The organism is Brasilonema sennae CENA114 (assembly GCF_006968745.1).
In the GTDB taxonomy this organism is placed as follows: Bacteria; Cyanobacteriota; Cyanobacteriia; order Cyanobacteriales; family Nostocaceae; genus Brasilonema; species Brasilonema sennae.
The window spans coordinates 5388670-5405052 of the sequence record NZ_CP030118.1; the positions used below are offsets into that span (position 1 = coordinate 5388670).

Annotated in this window: 11 protein-coding genes and 1 tRNA gene; 3 read left to right on the forward strand and 9 right to left on the reverse strand. The window is 42.4% G+C overall.

The window, feature by feature from the left end; translation table 11 throughout:
• Positions 1-130: 130 nt before the first annotated feature.
• The gene (locus DP114_RS22615; protein WP_171977187.1) at positions 131-286 is read right to left on the reverse strand and encodes a hypothetical protein; all 156 of its coding nucleotides are present in this window, start codon (positions 284-286) and stop codon (positions 131-133) included.
• A 99-nt stretch (positions 287-385) separates the two neighbouring features.
• Positions 386-459: transfer RNA gene (locus DP114_RS22620), tRNA-Val, on the reverse strand.
• Between the two features lie 364 nt (positions 460-823).
• On the opposite strand from DP114_RS22620, the gene DP114_RS22625 reads away from it, so the two are divergent.
• The gene (locus DP114_RS22625; RefSeq protein WP_171977188.1) at positions 824-1609 is read left to right on the forward strand and encodes an SDR family NAD(P)-dependent oxidoreductase; all 786 of its coding nucleotides are present in this window, start codon (positions 824-826) and stop codon (positions 1607-1609) included.
• A gap of 26 nt (positions 1610-1635) precedes the next feature.
• On the opposite strand, the gene DP114_RS22630 is transcribed toward DP114_RS22625, so the two are convergent.
• The 7 genes from DP114_RS22630 to DP114_RS22660 all read right to left on the reverse strand — a co-directional run bounded on the left by DP114_RS22630 (position 1636) and on the right by DP114_RS22660 (position 8316).
• A complete protein-coding gene (locus DP114_RS22630; RefSeq protein WP_171977189.1) occupies positions 1636-2415 on the reverse strand; it encodes a photosystem II S4 domain protein in 780 nt (259 codons plus the stop codon).
• A 127-nt stretch (positions 2416-2542) separates the two neighbouring features.
• On the reverse strand, positions 2543-3046 hold the full coding sequence (locus tag DP114_RS22635) for a hypothetical protein (protein WP_171977190.1): 504 nt from the start codon (positions 3044-3046) through the stop codon (positions 2543-2545).
• 36 nt (positions 3047-3082) lie between these two features.
• Positions 3083-3460, reverse strand: coding sequence for a hypothetical protein (locus tag DP114_RS22640; protein ID WP_169266314.1), 378 nt, complete (start codon positions 3458-3460; stop codon positions 3083-3085).
• Between the two features lie 180 nt (positions 3461-3640).
• A complete protein-coding gene (locus tag DP114_RS22645; protein ID WP_171977191.1) occupies positions 3641-5857 on the reverse strand; it encodes a TolC family protein in 2217 nt (738 codons plus the stop codon).
• A gap of 71 nt (positions 5858-5928) precedes the next feature.
• On the reverse strand, positions 5929-7488 hold the full coding sequence (gene kaiC / locus DP114_RS22650) for a circadian clock protein KaiC (protein ID WP_171977192.1): 1560 nt from the start codon (positions 7486-7488) through the stop codon (positions 5929-5931).
• 84 nt (positions 7489-7572) lie between these two features.
• Positions 7573-7893 carry a circadian clock protein KaiB gene (gene kaiB / locus DP114_RS22655; RefSeq protein ID WP_169266311.1) on the reverse strand — a complete coding sequence of 107 codons (321 nt, stop codon included), beginning with the start codon at positions 7891-7893 and terminating at the stop codon, positions 7573-7575.
• A 114-nt stretch (positions 7894-8007) separates the two neighbouring features.
• Positions 8008-8316, reverse strand: a complete 309-nt coding sequence (locus DP114_RS22660) for a phosphatase RsbU N-terminal domain-containing protein (protein ID WP_169266310.1) — start codon at positions 8314-8316, stop codon at positions 8008-8010.
• A 1442-nt stretch (positions 8317-9758) separates the two neighbouring features.
• On the opposite strand from DP114_RS22660, the gene DP114_RS35235 reads away from it, so the two are divergent.
• Positions 9759-13514 (forward strand): ATP-binding protein, encoded by a 3756-nt coding sequence (locus tag DP114_RS35235; protein ID WP_246162662.1) that lies wholly within the window; start codon positions 9759-9761, stop codon positions 13512-13514.
• A 663-nt stretch (positions 13515-14177) separates the two neighbouring features.
• Positions 14178-16367, forward strand: a complete 2190-nt coding sequence (locus DP114_RS22675; RefSeq protein ID WP_246162664.1) for a pentapeptide repeat-containing protein — start codon at positions 14178-14180, stop codon at positions 16365-16367.
• The last annotated feature ends 16 nt before the right edge of the window (positions 16368-16383 follow it).

Below are 16383 nucleotides of genomic sequence, written 5' to 3' on the forward strand. Positions count from 1 at the left end.
TTGGGCACTCACAAAGAATTCACTTTAAGTTTTACTCACAAAAGCGTTTGAGGTTTTGGTGCAAAAGCTCGTGAATGCGTTAGCGTAGCCCGCCGCAGGCATCGCTCCAAAAGGGAATCACAGTTTGTCCTTAACAAAGTGCTTTTAGCGCCATCTGTATGTCAAACTCTGCCAGTTCTAAAAGCTGTTCATGCTCGCACACAGGTAATAACATTAGCTGCTTCGTTTTTTCTTCACGGACAGACTCTTCAAATAACCAAGGTTCCTGTTCGCGCAATGTTTCCAATGTTGCAACGACATCAATGTGTCTCGACTACAATTAAATAGTTGCGATGACGCTAACCTGTTACCAATGACAGATAATTAGTCACTGTACAAGATCTAATGGACGTAACTGGATTCGAACCAGTGACCTCTACGATGTCAACGTAGCGCTCTAACCAACTGAGCTATACGTCCGAAGCTTTCATAAGATAGCATAGATTTAGCAGAATGGTCAATATTAATTTCCTAAAGTTGCTAACTCGCAGGCAAGTTCTGTATTTCGTTCACTTTTTGTGTATAAAATAAATTTTTATTCTACTGGAAACGTGAACACAATAGGACTGTTGACTTGTTATCCACGGGTTCATTCGAGAATTATTCTGAGGTTTCCTTGCCACCAGATGCAAGAGCAAATTATGAAAAAAATCATCTATGCCCCAACGTAGATGAAATGAAACAGCTTGATCTATTAATTTTAAGTTAGTTGAAATCAAAAAGGGTCTATCAATAAAATTGTTACAATTTGTACAATAGTTAAAAACTTTTCATAGTACCGAGAATGTCAACTGCTTTAATTACTGGTGCCTCTGATGGTATTGGTAAAGTCTTTGCTGAGGAATTAGCTGCATATAATACAAATCTTGTTTTAGTTGCTCGTTCGGAAGGAAAATTAAACCAACTAGCCAAACAACTGCAAGAAAAATACAAAGTTAAAGTAGATATTGTTGTTAAAGATCTTACAGAAACAGGCGCTACTAATGATGTGTTTGATGCTGTAAAATCAAAGGGATTAACGATTGACTTGTTAATCAACAATGCTGGTTTTGCTGAGTATGGCGACTTTGCCGAGAAGGACGAAGAACGACAAGTTAAGATTGTACAATTGAATATCTTGGCATTAGTAGATTTAACTCATAAATTCTTGCAAGAGATGCGGCAACGTCGTTCTGGAAGCATTATTAATGTATCTTCCCTGACCGCGTTTCAACCAATGCCTTATCTTTCTGTTTATGCTGGCAGTAAAGCGTTTATTGTCAGTTTTAGTCAGGCACTTTGGGCAGAAAATCGTGACTACGGTGTCCGTGTATTAGTGACTTGCCCAGGACCAGTTGAGACAGACTTCTTGGCCAAAGCTAAGTTTCCTCCTGCACTTGCAGCTAGAACAAATAAAATATCGACTGCACAAGAAGTCGTACGCGAATCTTTGAAAGCTTTGGAAAGAGGAGATCCAACTGTTGTTATTGGTGGCTTTAGTACTCACTTTATTAGTAAATTATCCAGCCTTGTTCCACGTAAAATTTTGTTGAGTCTTTTGGCAAAACAGTTTAAGGCAAAAACTGTTTAACAGTAGAGGCGCTATAGCGCCTCTGCCTACATATATCTTGTTAACTGTACGCGGTAGCGGTCTTTTTTAGTAACAGCAATTTCCCCAACTTCTAAACGTCCTTTACTACGAATGGCGATTAAATCGCCTGTTTTTAGTTGAGAACTGGCTTGAGTTATTTCCTTCCAGTTGACGCGAACATCTCCGCTGTCAATTAACTCAACCATTTTGCTACGGGACATTCCAAAACCAGCAGAGGCGATCGCATCCAACCTTAAAGAAGCTTCCACAGTAGTTAGTTCTTTTTTCTTTGGTTCGCGCACCTTCAACTCACTCAAATCTATAGGCTGAGTTTTCACGGGAACCGATCGCACCTGCTTAAGATTCATTTCCAAAAACTCTGCTAACTCCGGTACGACAATTACCTGTGCGCCACGTTCGCCTAGTACAATAATGTCCCCCGTCTTTTCGCGGACAATCCCAGTTCCCAACATTGCGCCCAAAAAGTCGCGGTGAGTAGCGGTATCAAACAAGAAATTTCCAGCTACGTCTAAAGCGGTGAGTGCGACTTGAGATTGATCCAAAGGGATTTCGGAACGGGCGATCGCCACTCTTTTGCGTTCAGCTTGGGGATATCCACCCCAAACTACCAACTGCACTTCCACGAGACGGCTAAATACCTGTTGAATTTCTGCTAACTCTGGAGGAGACAGAAAATCAGTGAAAACCACTTCCCAAGTTTTGATGGCAAGTTCCGCCTGGTCAATCACACGAGCTATACTATCTCGATTTTCAACACCTTTTAAAAGTTCTTCCCGTGGCAACATTTTAAACAGTTATCAGTTATCAGTTATCAGTTATCAGTTATCTAGTTACAACTTAGCAGTTATTAATTACAGTTACCAGTTTTCACTGTTCACTGTTAACTGATTACTGTTCACTGTTAACTGATTACTATTCCCTGGGTGCGGCGTAACCTTGAATATTTTCTGGTTCAAACTGACGTAAAACACGAGTTGCTTGACGGGTAAGAATTTCAGAACCTTGAACGACAACCAAGTATTTGCCAGCATTTAAGCGATTGCGGTAAGGTAAAGCGTCACCGCTTCCAACCAATAAACCAACTCCACCACCAGCAAACGCACTACCCATAGCACCTGCAACAGCGCCCAGCAGTCCACCAATAATGTGATTGCCAATTTCACCCGCCCAAGCAAAAGTGTCCAAGCCAGTGAGGAGGCTAAAAGTAATACCTGCGAAAAATCCAAACGGTACTAGCCAAATAGCCATGAACTGAGTTTGCTTCTTTGCTTGCTCGTTGGGGTCAATCAAGCCAAATTCATCAGCAGTTTTATAACCTTTACCCAAAATTGTAGATTTTATCGCTTCTTTTTCTAAAGCCAGATAAGCAGCTTCTGCTTGGATGCGGTCAGCTAAAACGGCAATAAGATAATTCATTGATGTTAAAACTCAAATCTAATAAGGATGAAAATATTACTGTACTAAGTCAAGAGGCTCGCAAAAATTGTTTACACTTTTCTTCAATACATATATTAAAACAGGCGTTGCTAACATCTTAGGAAACGTCGGCATTGTTTTGAGATGTTCCATCATCCCTTTAACTGAGCCGTTAACCAAATCATCCCGAAATTCTTCTTGACAAATAACGGCACGCCATTTTCGAGCTAAAGCATCTAACCATTCTGAATTTGCTATTTCTGGTTGTTGTCCGGCTCGAATCGCTAAAGTTATAGCAGCATCTTCCAAATCTCCATCACATTCTTCTATAATATCCAGTGCTTCCATAGCGATAAAGTCATCTGCAACTTGAGAGCGAAACAGTGCAATTTCTTTTGCCGTAACTTTCGTCATCAGATTGTGTTTTCAGTGTTTGAAGTTTTCCTTTATGCTAGGATATGACAATTTTGATCGCTCAAATCAACAATTCACCAAAAAATGTAAAAGGGCAGAGAAAAGGGGAAAAGTTTTTCTCTTTAACCTTTCCCCTTTACCTTCCAAAGGCTCACTGGCTCCTAATGACTATTGAGTAACCTAGCGTGCTGCTCTAGAGGTGACTGCTCGTTGTAAACCAGCTAGAGCACGATTGTAATTCAAAATTGCTGTGACTCGTTGACCTTCAGCTTGTGTCAAGGCATTTTCTGAGTCAATAACTTCAGTTTGAGTGCCGACACCTGCTTGGAATCGCAAACGTGCTAGACGTAGAGACTCTCTAGCTTGTTCAAGAGCAGTATTAGCCGTTTGAACATTCTGCAAGTTAGATTGCAGTTGAGAAAAATAACTTTCTACGTCATAGCGAATTTGGTTACGCTGGAGGGCAAATTGATTTTCAGCAATCCGAATGCCGGTCTTGTATTGAGATGCGGTTGCTTTTGCTGCTCCACCATCGTACAAAGTCAAAGTAGCGTTAACTCCTAGGGAATAATTATCGGTACCGTTTCTTTGATCGTCAAACGTATCTCCCAGATTGTACCTACCGACCAAGCTCACTTGAGGACCTAACTGACCGAGCGCTAGGCGTCGCTGTTGTTCGTTAATGTTCCGTTGCGCCAAATACTGTTGCAGTTCTGGACGGTTTTTAAAAGCTAAGACAAGAGTTTCAGCCAGCGGACGATTCCACAAACCGGCTATTTTGACTCGCTCAGCCGAACTAATATCAACTGACTGCGGCAAACTTAATGTTTGGGCTAATTTACGGCGAGCAATTTGCTGCTGTGAGATACCAGTTGTCAGCTGTTGTTGAAAATTTGCTAAATTGACCTGAGCACGTAGAACATCGAATCGAGTACTCACACCAGCGGCTTCCAAAGCTTGTGCATCTCGCAAACTAGCCTGACCATTTCTCACGGCAGACTGGGCAATGCGCACCTGTTCATCTGCTGCCTGCAGATCGTAGTATTGAGAAGTGACATTCAGGCGGATTTCCTCAGATTGACGCTCAACATCCAATTCATAAAAACGTAGCTGTTCCTCAGCTTGTCGAATGCGGGCTGTTGTTTGTCCAGAGGTGTAGAGATCGTACTGTACAGAAGCACTGCCTTGGAAATTTGTAGTAGAGGGTACATTTTCGAGTGCTGTGCCTGTGGAATTAGCTTGTTGTTGATTCAAGAAAGCAGGTCCAGTACGACTCAGACCTGCAGTCAGACCGGCAGTAGGCAACAACGCGGCTTGCGCCTGCCTTACGCTAGCTCGATTGCGCTCTACAGTTAGTAACGATATCTGTAGATCTTGATTGTTTTGCCGTGCTATCTCCAGAGCCTGTGTCAAAGTAATTGGTTGAGTTCCCTGAATCCTAACTTCTTCTGATTTTGTAGGAAACTGTAAAGGATTCGGGTTGGCTTTGAGATTATTAAGGAGCTGGACCGAATCTGCTGGCGCAGGAGTTGTTTGCGCAGGAGTGGTTTGCGCAGGAGTTGTTTGCGCAGGAGTGGTTTGCGATCGCCTGGAGGAACCCGCCTGAGTTATTCGCCCAGGAGTTGTTCCTTGTGACTTAGAAGAACTTGCCTGAGCTACCAGATTTTTTTTGGTATTTTGTTGGGAGCAGGTAGACGATTTTAGAAGCACGGAAGCAGAACGACCGACCTGACTTTTACCATTGCTGGCTTGTTGTGGGCATGAGTTCATCTGCTCCAACAGCTTTGCGACTTCTACTGTCCCACGAACTGGGGTTTGTGACTTGTTTGGTAACTGAGCAGAACTTTTCTTTTCTGTAGGGACTTGCCCCGAAGAAGGCGTTTTTTGTTCAACAGTGGAAGTAGGTGTTGAGATCTCGTTATAAGCAGAAAATGTATTTTTTGATTCCTCGGCAACAATTTTGTCGTTGTTTTGTTTTTGTATGCTTGTCCCAGACTGAGGAATTTTATTTATCAACTGGCTTTGATTTGGGGTAGATTTAAAACTCATAAGCATACTTTGAAGCTTATGTGCTACCTTTGCTACTGGTACACCAGTTTTTCCTGTCAATATTACCTCGACACCGCTACGAGTTATAGAAGATATTAAACCACCTCCCATAACATCAACAGTTGGTACTGCTGCGGCTAGAAAACTGCTACTAGCAGTATGAGGCAGTTGCGCCTTTTTAATATCGAGAGCAGTTGGAGTTCTCTCGAAAGTAGAAGTCAAGCCATCCGAAGAAGTCATAACTTTCACTCCCCGGGCTGGTACAGGATTAGCCCAAGCAGACTGAGTCGCTAATACTGCTGCTGTTACACCAGGTAAGAAACTACTAAAAATTTGCTGTTTGTTCACCGCATCCCCTCACACGAAAATTAAGCGGCTGAAACTGTTTTGTCGCCACAGAATATATCACGATGCCAAGTTTAGGGATCGGAACTCTGTGTGTCTTGAAATCCTTTGACAATGCGAGACAGTTCCGCCTTCTCATCGATAGTAACGCGCGTAGGAGCACCGCTGACAATTCGTTCATAGTTGCGGAACGAATTTTTAATTTCCGGACCGTCAGCCGTAATATTGTACTCGCGAATACCCTTGTCATGCCACGAACCACGCATTTTAAAGACATTGATTGCCCGCGCCATTTCTCCCCGAATTTCCACATACTGTAACATCAAAATTGTGTCTGTAATCGTAGAAATATGAGAGTCTGTAATAGAGTGCGAACCCATAAATTGCTCGGTTGTGTTGGTAAAAAAGCCTGTAATTTCTTCTTGCTTGGCATAACCCGTCACACCAATCACAAATTGCCGGAACGCATTATTACTTACCCCTCGTGCTAGTGCAGAAAGAGAGTCAATGGCAATACGAGAAGGTTTAAATTCAGCAATTTCTGATTTAATAATTTGCAGGTGGTCTTCTAAACCGGTTGATTCCGGATACGTACAAATTATTTTTAACAAACCTTGACGTTCTAATTCCTCAAAATCTATTCCCCATGAGTAAGCATTGCGAGACAGTTGTGCGCGTGATTCTTCATAGGCAAATAATATCACCCGTTCACTGTGAACACAGCCATTTTGCAGAAACTTGCTCACCAAAAGAGTTTTTCCAGTACCCGTTGCTCCTGTTGCTAAAATAATCGAATCCCTAAAGAAACCACCGCCGCACATTTGGTCTAAGGCTTTAACACCAGAGGATACTCTGACGTTTGAAGACCGTTGAGTTAAGCGCATAGCTCCCAATGGGAAAATATTAATTCCTGCATTGGTAATTGTAAAAGGATATTCACCCTTCATGTGTGTTGTACCACGCAGTTTTAGTATTTCCATTGTGCGACGGCGACGTTCTCCTTCTAAAACATTACGTACAATCGCCACATTATCGGAAACAAATTCTTCTACGCCAAAACAGGCAACAGGCCCGTATTCATCTATGCGTTCTGTGGTTATAATTGTAGTTACACTTAATTGTTTCAGACGAGCAACGAGACGAAATATTTCTCGCCGCACAACTCCTACAGCTTCATATTGCTGAAAAACTGCTGTAATTGAGTCAATAGAAACGCGTTTCGCTCTATACTTACGAATCGCGTATTGTAAGCGCTCAATCAGCGCAGAAAGATCGAAATTGCCAACAACATCTTGTCCCTCAGGATCTGGAGAAGCATCCAGTATAAATAATTTTCCTTCATTGATATGATGTTGCAAGTCCCAACCAAAAATACCAGCATTTTTAATAATATCACCAGGAGATTCTTCAAATGTAACAAAGACTCCTGATTCATCAAAGTAGGTGATACCGTTATAAAGAAATTGCAGAGAAAATAAAGTTTTGCCAGTTCCAGAGGTTCCGCTAACTAAAGTCGTTCTTCCTACAGGTAAGCCACCATGACTAATATCGTCAAAGCCCTCTATCATTGTCCGGATTTTTTCTACACCTCGTGTCGGTGTTTTGGTTTGCTCTAAATTTTCTTTATGACTCATGTTGACGTTTACAAATAGGAAGGAAACCCAGTTTTTATATTAATGATTAGTAACTATTGCTGATTATTTTTGTAGTAGAACTTACTATTCCAACGGTTCTTGCTCGTCCTCGCTCAATTCTTCATAAAGTAAATCTAATCCAATCAACACTCTTTCTCTGTCTGAAAGGTCTCCAATAATTCTCCGAACTGGTGGAGGCAAAATCTTGGATAATGTTGGCGTGGCTAATATTTTATCTTCTTCCGCCAGCTGCGGGCTTTTCAGCACATCAATAACTTTTAAAGCATAAACACCTTGAAACTCTTGTTCCAAAATATTTTTGAGTGTATTTAATGCCCGTACTGAGTTCGCAGTATTCCCTGCCACATAAAGCTTGAGAACATAGGTTCTTCGTGGTTGATTCATATTAGGTACAGGCTAGAAGTACAGATAAAACCACAATATCCTTTTATTAATTGTGATGGAATTTAAAGAGCGATTTCTACCAAGAAAAACTGTTGAACCTTTGATTAAGTTATGCTATTGAGAAATTGAACAACGGTATAGTTCACACAAATGAGCCAGTATATCAATCAATGTTATACGGTAATCAAGTAATGCTTCATCACTCCTTCCTTCTAATTTTAGCTGTTTTGAAAATTCGTCAATCAGTTCCATATGAATTTCTATGACTTGAGGCACAGGAATATTAGCATAAAAGACTGCATTTATAAATTTATCAATGTAGTGTTTCAGTGTTTTGTCTGTAGTGGTAAAGTAATTTATAAGGATATGGCGGTAGTCTGATTTGAGTTCTTGCAATAATACCTGCTCTTCGGCTCTCGTCATTGGTTAAAAAACTGGTGGAATTCACTTCTTGTGTCATTTAACAGCATCGGAACAATTAAAGCTTAATCTTTTATTTATATTTGTGGGCAGCAATTTGAGTATATACTGAACGTTCCTTTGCGTGGTAGCTCTCACAAAAAATTAAAAAAGTTGGGTAAAAATCACATTAGTGATGTCGCTGATCCGCCCAAAAAACCGTTGTTCATTAGTTGAATCAACTTGAGTCCTCCAAAATGGTTTGATATCTACCTGGAAAATCATTATGAAAATAACATTTGTGTTGATCAATCATAGTTACTGATTCTATTGTTAAAAACTTTGAAGCTTCTTATTAAAGTGAAGCCACGCTCAAGCGTGAAAATCGTCATTCTAACTTTTACACTTCAAAACTCCTTTAGCTCATAACCGAATAAAATACTTTCTTAGTAAATATCAAGGTACAAAGCAAATCTGCCAGTTGACGAAAAGGACTGACTGTGTTAAGTCACGTGCTTGCTCATGAACGGTTAGTTGCTACTACTAAGTTATAGAACTTGGCACATGGTACAGGAAGCGCTGAGTCAAATGAGGATGTGCATATCTACTACCCTCACTACGTCTTTACCCCGGTCTTAATTTTGGGGGTGGCACGCTCCCGTGTTGTTTATGTGTAGTATTTATGCACTATTGATATCTACCTAATTATAGATTTATTGACTTTGCTCATTAATAAGATACTTAAACAAAGATAAACGATTGTCGCATTCCAAATCATTATAATTCCTAAAGGTTCAATAGCGAATTTTTGGGGTGATAATTAGTGTAGCTGTAGCTATCGATGATGAGTTTCAACACGCTTGAAGATACCAGTGTGGACGCCTACAATACCCTAGGGCAACAAGACAGCAAGCAGTTCGGATGAGAATTTACCTTTCAAAAGAAGTGCGGTGCTACAGGAGGAGAGCCGCTGATCGACTAAAATTTGCACTCGTTGTTAACGCTGGCTCCTGAGTAGTCTCCTTAAAACACGCTACGTGTCCCCCAAGAGGTGCGATCAGCCCCCTTGCTTGACGTTACGCGTATCGCAGCGCGGCTCCCTTCCGCAGGATCGCACTTACTACAGGAGCAATTGCCAAAGCCTTGCTCTGGCCAACGCATACGACTTCCCCATTTATTAGGAGAGCTTTTTCCAAAAATTGGCTGTTGAGTGCAGGGTAAACTCACCTCCAAACTGTCAAGCGGCAAATAAAAATGCCATCACTGTGTTGAGCACTCTTGCTGGCAAAAAATTGTCACTTCAAAGTAGCTCATCTCTAAGCCGTTCAATTTTTGCTCACTATTGCTTTACTCAGTTTTCTTAGAAGATATAGCTTGAAACTTAAACACCCAAAGCTTCTTTGGCAATTAGCTGGTGGTGCCGGAAGCCCAACCCCTAACAAGAGCGACCTCATTGCCATATGTCAATGCTACGATACCCGCTTTCTGACTTTATAGCAACCGTGCCTAGCTGCGTAGAAACAGCTACTCTGGCAACTGTGCTGGAAATTTTTCAACAACAGCAGTGCCATCGCCTAGCAGTTTTAGATAAGCAAAAATGCTTGTTAGGCTTGGTTTACTCTGCCCGTTTGCTACCACAATTGTTGACAGCAGGTCAAGGCAAAGGTGATTCTAACTATTTAGATTTACAGCAACCCCTTTCCACACTCGGTCAAGGGTTAATTAAACCTATACAAACAATACCAGCATCTTTGCGTATAGAGCAATTGAGTTCGTTTCTTGGTTCCCAGCAGATTCAAGAAAACACGAATGTAGATTGGGCACTGGTTGACTCAAATGGCAAATTTTTGGGGCTTGTGGATAGCTTACGCTTGTTGAAACTGTTGACAACACAAAAACTCCAAATTGATACTCATAAGGGGACTAAGCGGACAAATTCAAAGAAAGCACCTCAAAAGTCATCTGTGGATACTGTTGGTGATGACATCACCAAAGTCGCTGGAGTTAGGGCAACCACTGATAAAACTCATACAAGCGAGCAAAAACGAGAATGTAAGCCACTTGTGCAGTTATTAGAACGCCTGCCTTGGCCTTTAGCGCTACAAACAAGCAACGGCGAAGTCGTGACGCAAAATCCAGCTTGGTGGCAGCAATTGGGAGCATTAAAAGATCCAGAAGGAGTCAGACGACAAGTAGAAACGATTTTGGCAAAAGTCTCCTCCAAGAAATTACAGTACGCGACTCAAACAGCAGCCAAAATTTCTTCTTTTTTGAGCAATAATCAGCATTTTTGTCAAGAAAATTCTTCGTCGCGATTAAGCGAAGTCATCCCAGAAAAAGATGTGTTACCTCGCTCAACACTGGGGGCGGCTCCTGACACTCATACTCATAACCAACAGCCGCAGCCAATAGTTGAAAATCCGGCATCAAATCGCTGCTTTCTAGATAGCCAACAAGGGACTTGTACCTGCATAGTAGAAGTGCAAAATGGTCAGGAGCGGGTTTGGCAGTTTGCCAAAATCCCTCTAGATAGTCCTGAATTGAAAGTCCTGAGTACGGATTCAAAAACACCTTTGGCTACCAAAAACTCAGCACTCAATAATGAGTTGTGGCTGATGCTAGCCACTGACGTCACAGAGCAGCAGCAGCTTTCCAAAGAACTGGCGGCGAAAAATGCCGATTTAATTCAACTCAACCGATTGAAAGATGAGTTTTTAGCTTGTATTAGTCATGAACTCAAAACTCCTCTGACTGCCGTTTTAGGATTATCGCGGTTGCTAGTGGATCAGCAGTTGGGAGAATTAAACGAGCGTCAAGCCCGTTATGCAGGACTGATTCACCAAAGTGGACGCCACCTGATGAGTGTGGTTAATGATATTTTGGATTTAACCCGTATGGAAACGGGACAAATGGAGCTTACGCTCACCAACGCCAATATTCAAAAAATTTGTGAGCGTGCTGTATCTGAGGCAAAAGCTATTCATAGCCAAACTAACAAAGCTTCCTCAAACTCACTCGCTCAAAGTACGCCTCCACAAGAACACCAATTCACTCTCTCAATGGAACCAGGCTTAGAGCAAATTGTGGCGGATGAGTTGCGCTTGCGCCAGATGCTGGTGCACCTGCTTTCCAATGCCTTTAAGTTTACTGAAACAGCTGGTGAAATTGGACTTGGGGTTAGCCGTTGGGAAGGTTGGATTGCCTTTACAGTCTGGGATACAGGTATTGGTATTCCAGAACATCAGCAGCATTTAATCTTTCAAAAATTCCAACAACTCGAAAATCCTCTGATCCGTCAGCATGAAGGAACAGGTTTGGGGCTTGTCTTAACCAGAGCCTTAGCTCGTCTTCACGGTGGTGATGTTAGCTTCTTGTCGCGTGAGGGTAAAGGTAGCCAGTTTACACTACTTCTTCCACCCAGTCCTCCCAAAGAGTCAGGGAGATTGGCAGATGAGGAGATGGGAACAATTTCTTTTGCGCCGCATCATCAATCTGCCCGATTAACCAAAGAAGATGCTGTAGGGGCGTCTACGGCAAACCACCTTGGATCTTACGGGAAGACGCCTACAGAACGTCTACAACCCATTAACCCAACCCAACCCCACTCGACGACAAGCCTTATGCCTGCGGCACGAATCGCGCAAACGGGTATGACTTATGCCAAAGGCACGGCTTTTGCGCCAGGGCAGGTTCCGGGTAACTCCAACAGACAAGGTACGTCAACGCGATACGCAAAGCGTCAGCAAGCGGGCTTATCGCAAACGCAGTCGCCTACACAAGCAAAGCCGTCATTCGATTTGTCTAACCGCTCCACAGGCGTCTACGGAAACTCACCTTGGGCTTTACGGGAAGCCGCCGTTCAGGCGTCTACAACCCATCAGTTGACTTCTTCTAAATCCCTCGTCTTAGTTGTGGAAGCAGTTGCTCGCTATATTGAGGATTTGACCGAACAACTAACAGGTTTGGGTTATCGAGTTGTGATTGCCCGATCAGGATGTGAGGCTGTAGAAAAAGCTCGACGCTTGCAACCCAAAGCTATCTTCCTCAATCCGTTGCTCCCCTTGCTGTCAGGTTGGGATGTACTGACTTTACTCAAGTCCGATGTCGCAACATCTCATATTCCTACCATTGTGACAGCAACAGGAGCTGAAAAAGAGCAAGCATTTGCCAACCAAGCAGATGGTTTCTTGAGTTTGCCAGTGCAGCATCAAGTCTTAACACCGCTGATAGAAAGTCTGTGTACTCCACCAGAACAAAAGCAGCAAAAATCAGATGATGAAGAAATCTTCGCTAACAAAACACCATTAAAAATTTTGAAGTTGGTTCATCCTGATAGTGAATCTTCGACTTCGCAATCGTTACTTCAACAGCATCGGGTTATAGAAGTGGATGATTTGGATCAGGCAGAATTGCTAACTCGGGTTTGGCAGTTTGATGTAATTTTGCTGGATACAGAAATGCCAGCAGCCGAAGCTTTGTTGCAACAACTCTCATCACACCCCCGTTTAGCGAATCTACCGCTTGTCACCTGTAATGTGTCAACCACGCAGGCTGCTTCTGTGATGCCTGGGCTTTCTGTGTTTCCTTGCTTAACGCCATTGGGCACAGATAAAAATCATAACGGCGGCAAAACAGATGCTTTATTATCAGCTCTGCAAATTGCATCTGATACATGCTACTGCCCACCCAACATCTTAGTGGTGGATTTAGGGATACTGCCAGATTTACCAGATACAACTCACAAGCAGATTAAGGGTTGTCGTACACCAAAAAACTTCTCATTGAATAGCCCGATTGCTGGGGAAAATACTCCGTGTCCTTGGATTATCTCTCGTGGTTCTGAGTGGTTTCAAGCTTTGGTTCAGTACCTGCAAACAGGTGGCTTCAAAGCCTCCATGAGTCGATCTTGGGCAGAACTGCTACAGCAAATTCGCCATCAAAGTGTTGATCTACTGCTCATTTGCCTGGGAGAGTGTAGCATCAACAAAGAGGTGCACTCAGCCCTCAAAGCGTTGCAACAGTTGCCTTTCGACTTACCGCCAGTTTTGCTCCTTGATCAGCGGTTAAATTCTGATCAGGTTGAAGATGAGCAAACTCACATTCCCCAATTGGAGTCAATAGAAACTTTAATAAATACTCTTGCCTCCCAAATCTTACCTCGCTCCATATCAATGGAGAACTTACTAAACGAGATTAATAAAACTTTGGAAACTCCAGAGTGAAGACAAGAACACAGAACACAAAATTCAGTTGGGAGGAATGCGTTCCCTGGTGATTTTTTCAGGGGACTTAAACCCTCACTTTTCAAATGTAGACAAATAAAAAAGTTGGACAATTTCAGACTCTGAAACTATATATATATCGTAGAAGTTTAGCAATTGCTGTAAAAATAAAGTTATAGCGGTTCTCGGTTGGGTGCAGTACATTTTTGACCTCTCTCCAAACCTCTCTCCTGCAAGGAGAGAGGCTTTGAGTCTTACTCCCCTTCCTTGGTAGGGAAGGGGTTGGGGGTTAGGTGTGTATTGGACGAAACTGCGAACCGCTATAGACAATAAGTGAGAAGTTTTTAGGATTGTGATTTCAAAAAGCAATAAAAAAGTTTGACAATTTGCGAAAAGCCATTAATCCACAAGGGTTTTGACTGATTGCTAACAAATCAGGTGAATTAGTTGAGCGATCGCCGCTCAATACGGTTCGGTTAAGGAAAGTTATCTGAGCCAGGCAAGCAGGGCAGGCAGGGAGAGAGAAGCTTATTGCGAACCGTATTGGACGCCGCCCGAATAAGTACTGTTGCGAAGCTCTGTGAGAGTTTAGGGTGCCCAATATGCGTAAGAAATGCCAAAAGCGGTAGAAAATAACAGTGTAAGCTCCCTACTAACGCAGTTATGCAGCAGAACTTTTCCGGTCAAAATCTCAGAGGACCCTCTTTTAAAAATCTAGACCTTACAGGTGCTGACTTTAGCTACGCAGATATTCGCAGTACAGATTTTACAGATGCAATCCTCACAGGGACAAACTTTTGTCACGCACAAGCGGGGCTGCAAAGACGTTGGGCTATTTTACTTGTAGTTGTTTCGTGGTTATTGGGGGGAGTAGTAGGATTTTTCTCAGCTAGTGCTGGTACTCTAGTGTCGTTGATACTCGACAGTTCCACCTTAGGAAACCAAGTCGTTGGGTGGACAAGCTTAATTGTACTGATTGTATTTGTTAGAGTTATTATTCGTTTTGGAATAGAAGCAAATATAGGAACTATTGCCGGAGCGTTTGCTATTGCTGTTGCTGGAACTGTAGCGATCGCTGTTGCTGTTGTTGTGGCTGCAAAATATGCCATTGCTTTCGCAGGAGTATTTGCCATTGCCGGAACGTTTACAATCGCAGCAGGGTTTGCTGTCGCTGTCGCTGTTGCTTTTGCCATTGCAAGAGGCTTCGCTGTCGCTGGAGTCTTTGTCTTTGCCATTGCTTTCCCTATTGTTGGTGCGTCTACTGTCGCTTTTCCCACAGGATGGTATGTTGTCGCCTTTGCTGTTGTCTTTGCTGTTGTCTTTTTCTTAGTTGGTACTTACATTGCTTGGCGATCGCAACAGGGAGAAGAAAAATATGCTTCGATACGCAACTTTGCGATCGCCATCGCAGCTTTTAAAGGTACAAGCTTTCACAATGCTGATTTAACAGATGCCAACTTCAGCCAAGCCACTCTTAAAAGTACAAACTTCTGCAAAGCCAAACTCACCCGTACTTGCTTCCAAAAAGTCAAAATGCTTGACCGCGTTCGCGCTGGAACAACGTATTTAAAAAACGCTAAACTACAGCAAGTCTTAATTACAGGACAGGGACAAGAAAAGAAATTTAACAATTTTGATTTACGAGAGGTGAACCTCAAGGGGGCAAATTTAGCAGACGCCAGTTTTATAAGTGCTGATCTGGGCGAAGCCAATTTGCAGGATGCTGATTTATCGAGAGCAAAGCTGGTAAAAACACAGTTAGACGGAACCGATTTGACTGGCTCTACTCTTACTGGGGCATATATTGAAGATTGGGGTATTACTAATAAAACTAAATTTACTGGTGTTAAATGTGAGTATGTGTACATGAGACTGCCTACAAAAGACAACCCCGATCCCGTGCGTAAACCGGATAATAGGCAGGAAGTGTTTGCGGATGGAGAGTTTGGCGACTTTATCAAACCAATTTTCGACACCCTTGATCTTTATCACAATCACGGTGTTGATCCCCGCGCTATTGCGATTTCTCTTAAGCAGTTAGCGGAGGATAATCCGCAAGCAGGACTGCGAATTGTGGGGATGGAAGTTAAAGGTGAAAATAACTTTTTACTACGAGCCAAAACTGCACCAAATACTGATAAGTCCGAACTCAGCGCAAAGTATTTTGAGACTTACAATCAGTTAAAAAGCTTACCACCACAAGAAATGAAATTACTGCTAGCAGAACAGGATAGCAGAATTGTCAATTTAGAAAATATGGTACAAACGGCATTACAAAGTTCTAATTATTATATTGTCAAAACTATTTTGATTTTAGCAGCTAATCCCAAAACGACTTCTTCTTTGAGATTGGATGAAGAGGTAAGAGAAATTGATGCAGGATTGCAACGAGCGAAAAAACGGGAACAATTTGATTTGAAGCAACGCTGGGCTGTACGCATTCGCGATGTTTCCCAAGCTTTATTAGACTTTAAACCGCGAATTGTACATTTTTCTGGTCATGGTTCAGGGGATGATGGTTTGGTGTTGGAAGATCAAACTGGAAATGTGCAACTCGTAGAAGGGGAAGCACTGGCTGAACTATTTAAGTTATTTGCGGATCATGTTGAGTGCGTGTTGCTCAATGCTTGTTATTCGGAAATTCAAGCTTTGGCAATTGTCAAACATATTCCCTATGTTATTGGTATGAATAGGGCGATTGGGGACAAAGCTAGTATTGAATTTGCTGTAGGCTTTTACAGTGCTTTGGGGGCTGGGGAATCAATTGAGTTTGCTTATCAATTTGGGTGTAGCGCTATCCGGCTGATAGGGTACGGAGAACATCTCACTCCTGTTCTAAAAAAGAAGCAATGAATTTGCTGCCATCAAT

What these genes read in the sequence shown, in the direction of transcription:
- DP114_RS22625 (WP_171977188.1), top strand. Translation starts at nt 824, where the DNA reads ATGTCAACTGCTTTAATTACTGGTGCCTCTGATGGTATTGGTAAAGTC.
- DP114_RS22630 (WP_171977189.1), bottom strand. Translation starts at nt 2,415, where the DNA reads ATGTTGCCACGGGAAGAACTTTTAAAAGGTGTTGAAAATCGAGATAGT.
- DP114_RS22635 (WP_171977190.1), bottom strand. Translation starts at nt 3,046, where the DNA reads ATGAATTATCTTATTGCCGTTTTAGCTGACCGCATCCAAGCAGAAGCT.
- DP114_RS22640 (WP_169266314.1), bottom strand. Translation starts at nt 3,460, where the DNA reads ATGACGAAAGTTACGGCAAAAGAAATTGCACTGTTTCGCTCTCAAGTT.
- kaiC (WP_171977192.1), bottom strand. Translation starts at nt 7,488, where the DNA reads ATGAGTCATAAAGAAAATTTAGAGCAAACCAAAACACCGACACGAGGT.
- kaiB (WP_169266311.1), bottom strand. Translation starts at nt 7,893, where the DNA reads ATGAATCAACCACGAAGAACCTATGTTCTCAAGCTTTATGTGGCAGGG.
- DP114_RS22660 (WP_169266310.1), bottom strand. Translation starts at nt 8,316, where the DNA reads ATGACGAGAGCCGAAGAGCAGGTATTATTGCAAGAACTCAAATCAGAC.
- DP114_RS35235 (WP_246162662.1), top strand. Translation starts at nt 9,759, where the DNA reads ATGCTACGATACCCGCTTTCTGACTTTATAGCAACCGTGCCTAGCTGC.
- DP114_RS22675 (WP_246162664.1), top strand. Translation starts at nt 14,178, where the DNA reads ATGCAGCAGAACTTTTCCGGTCAAAATCTCAGAGGACCCTCTTTTAAA.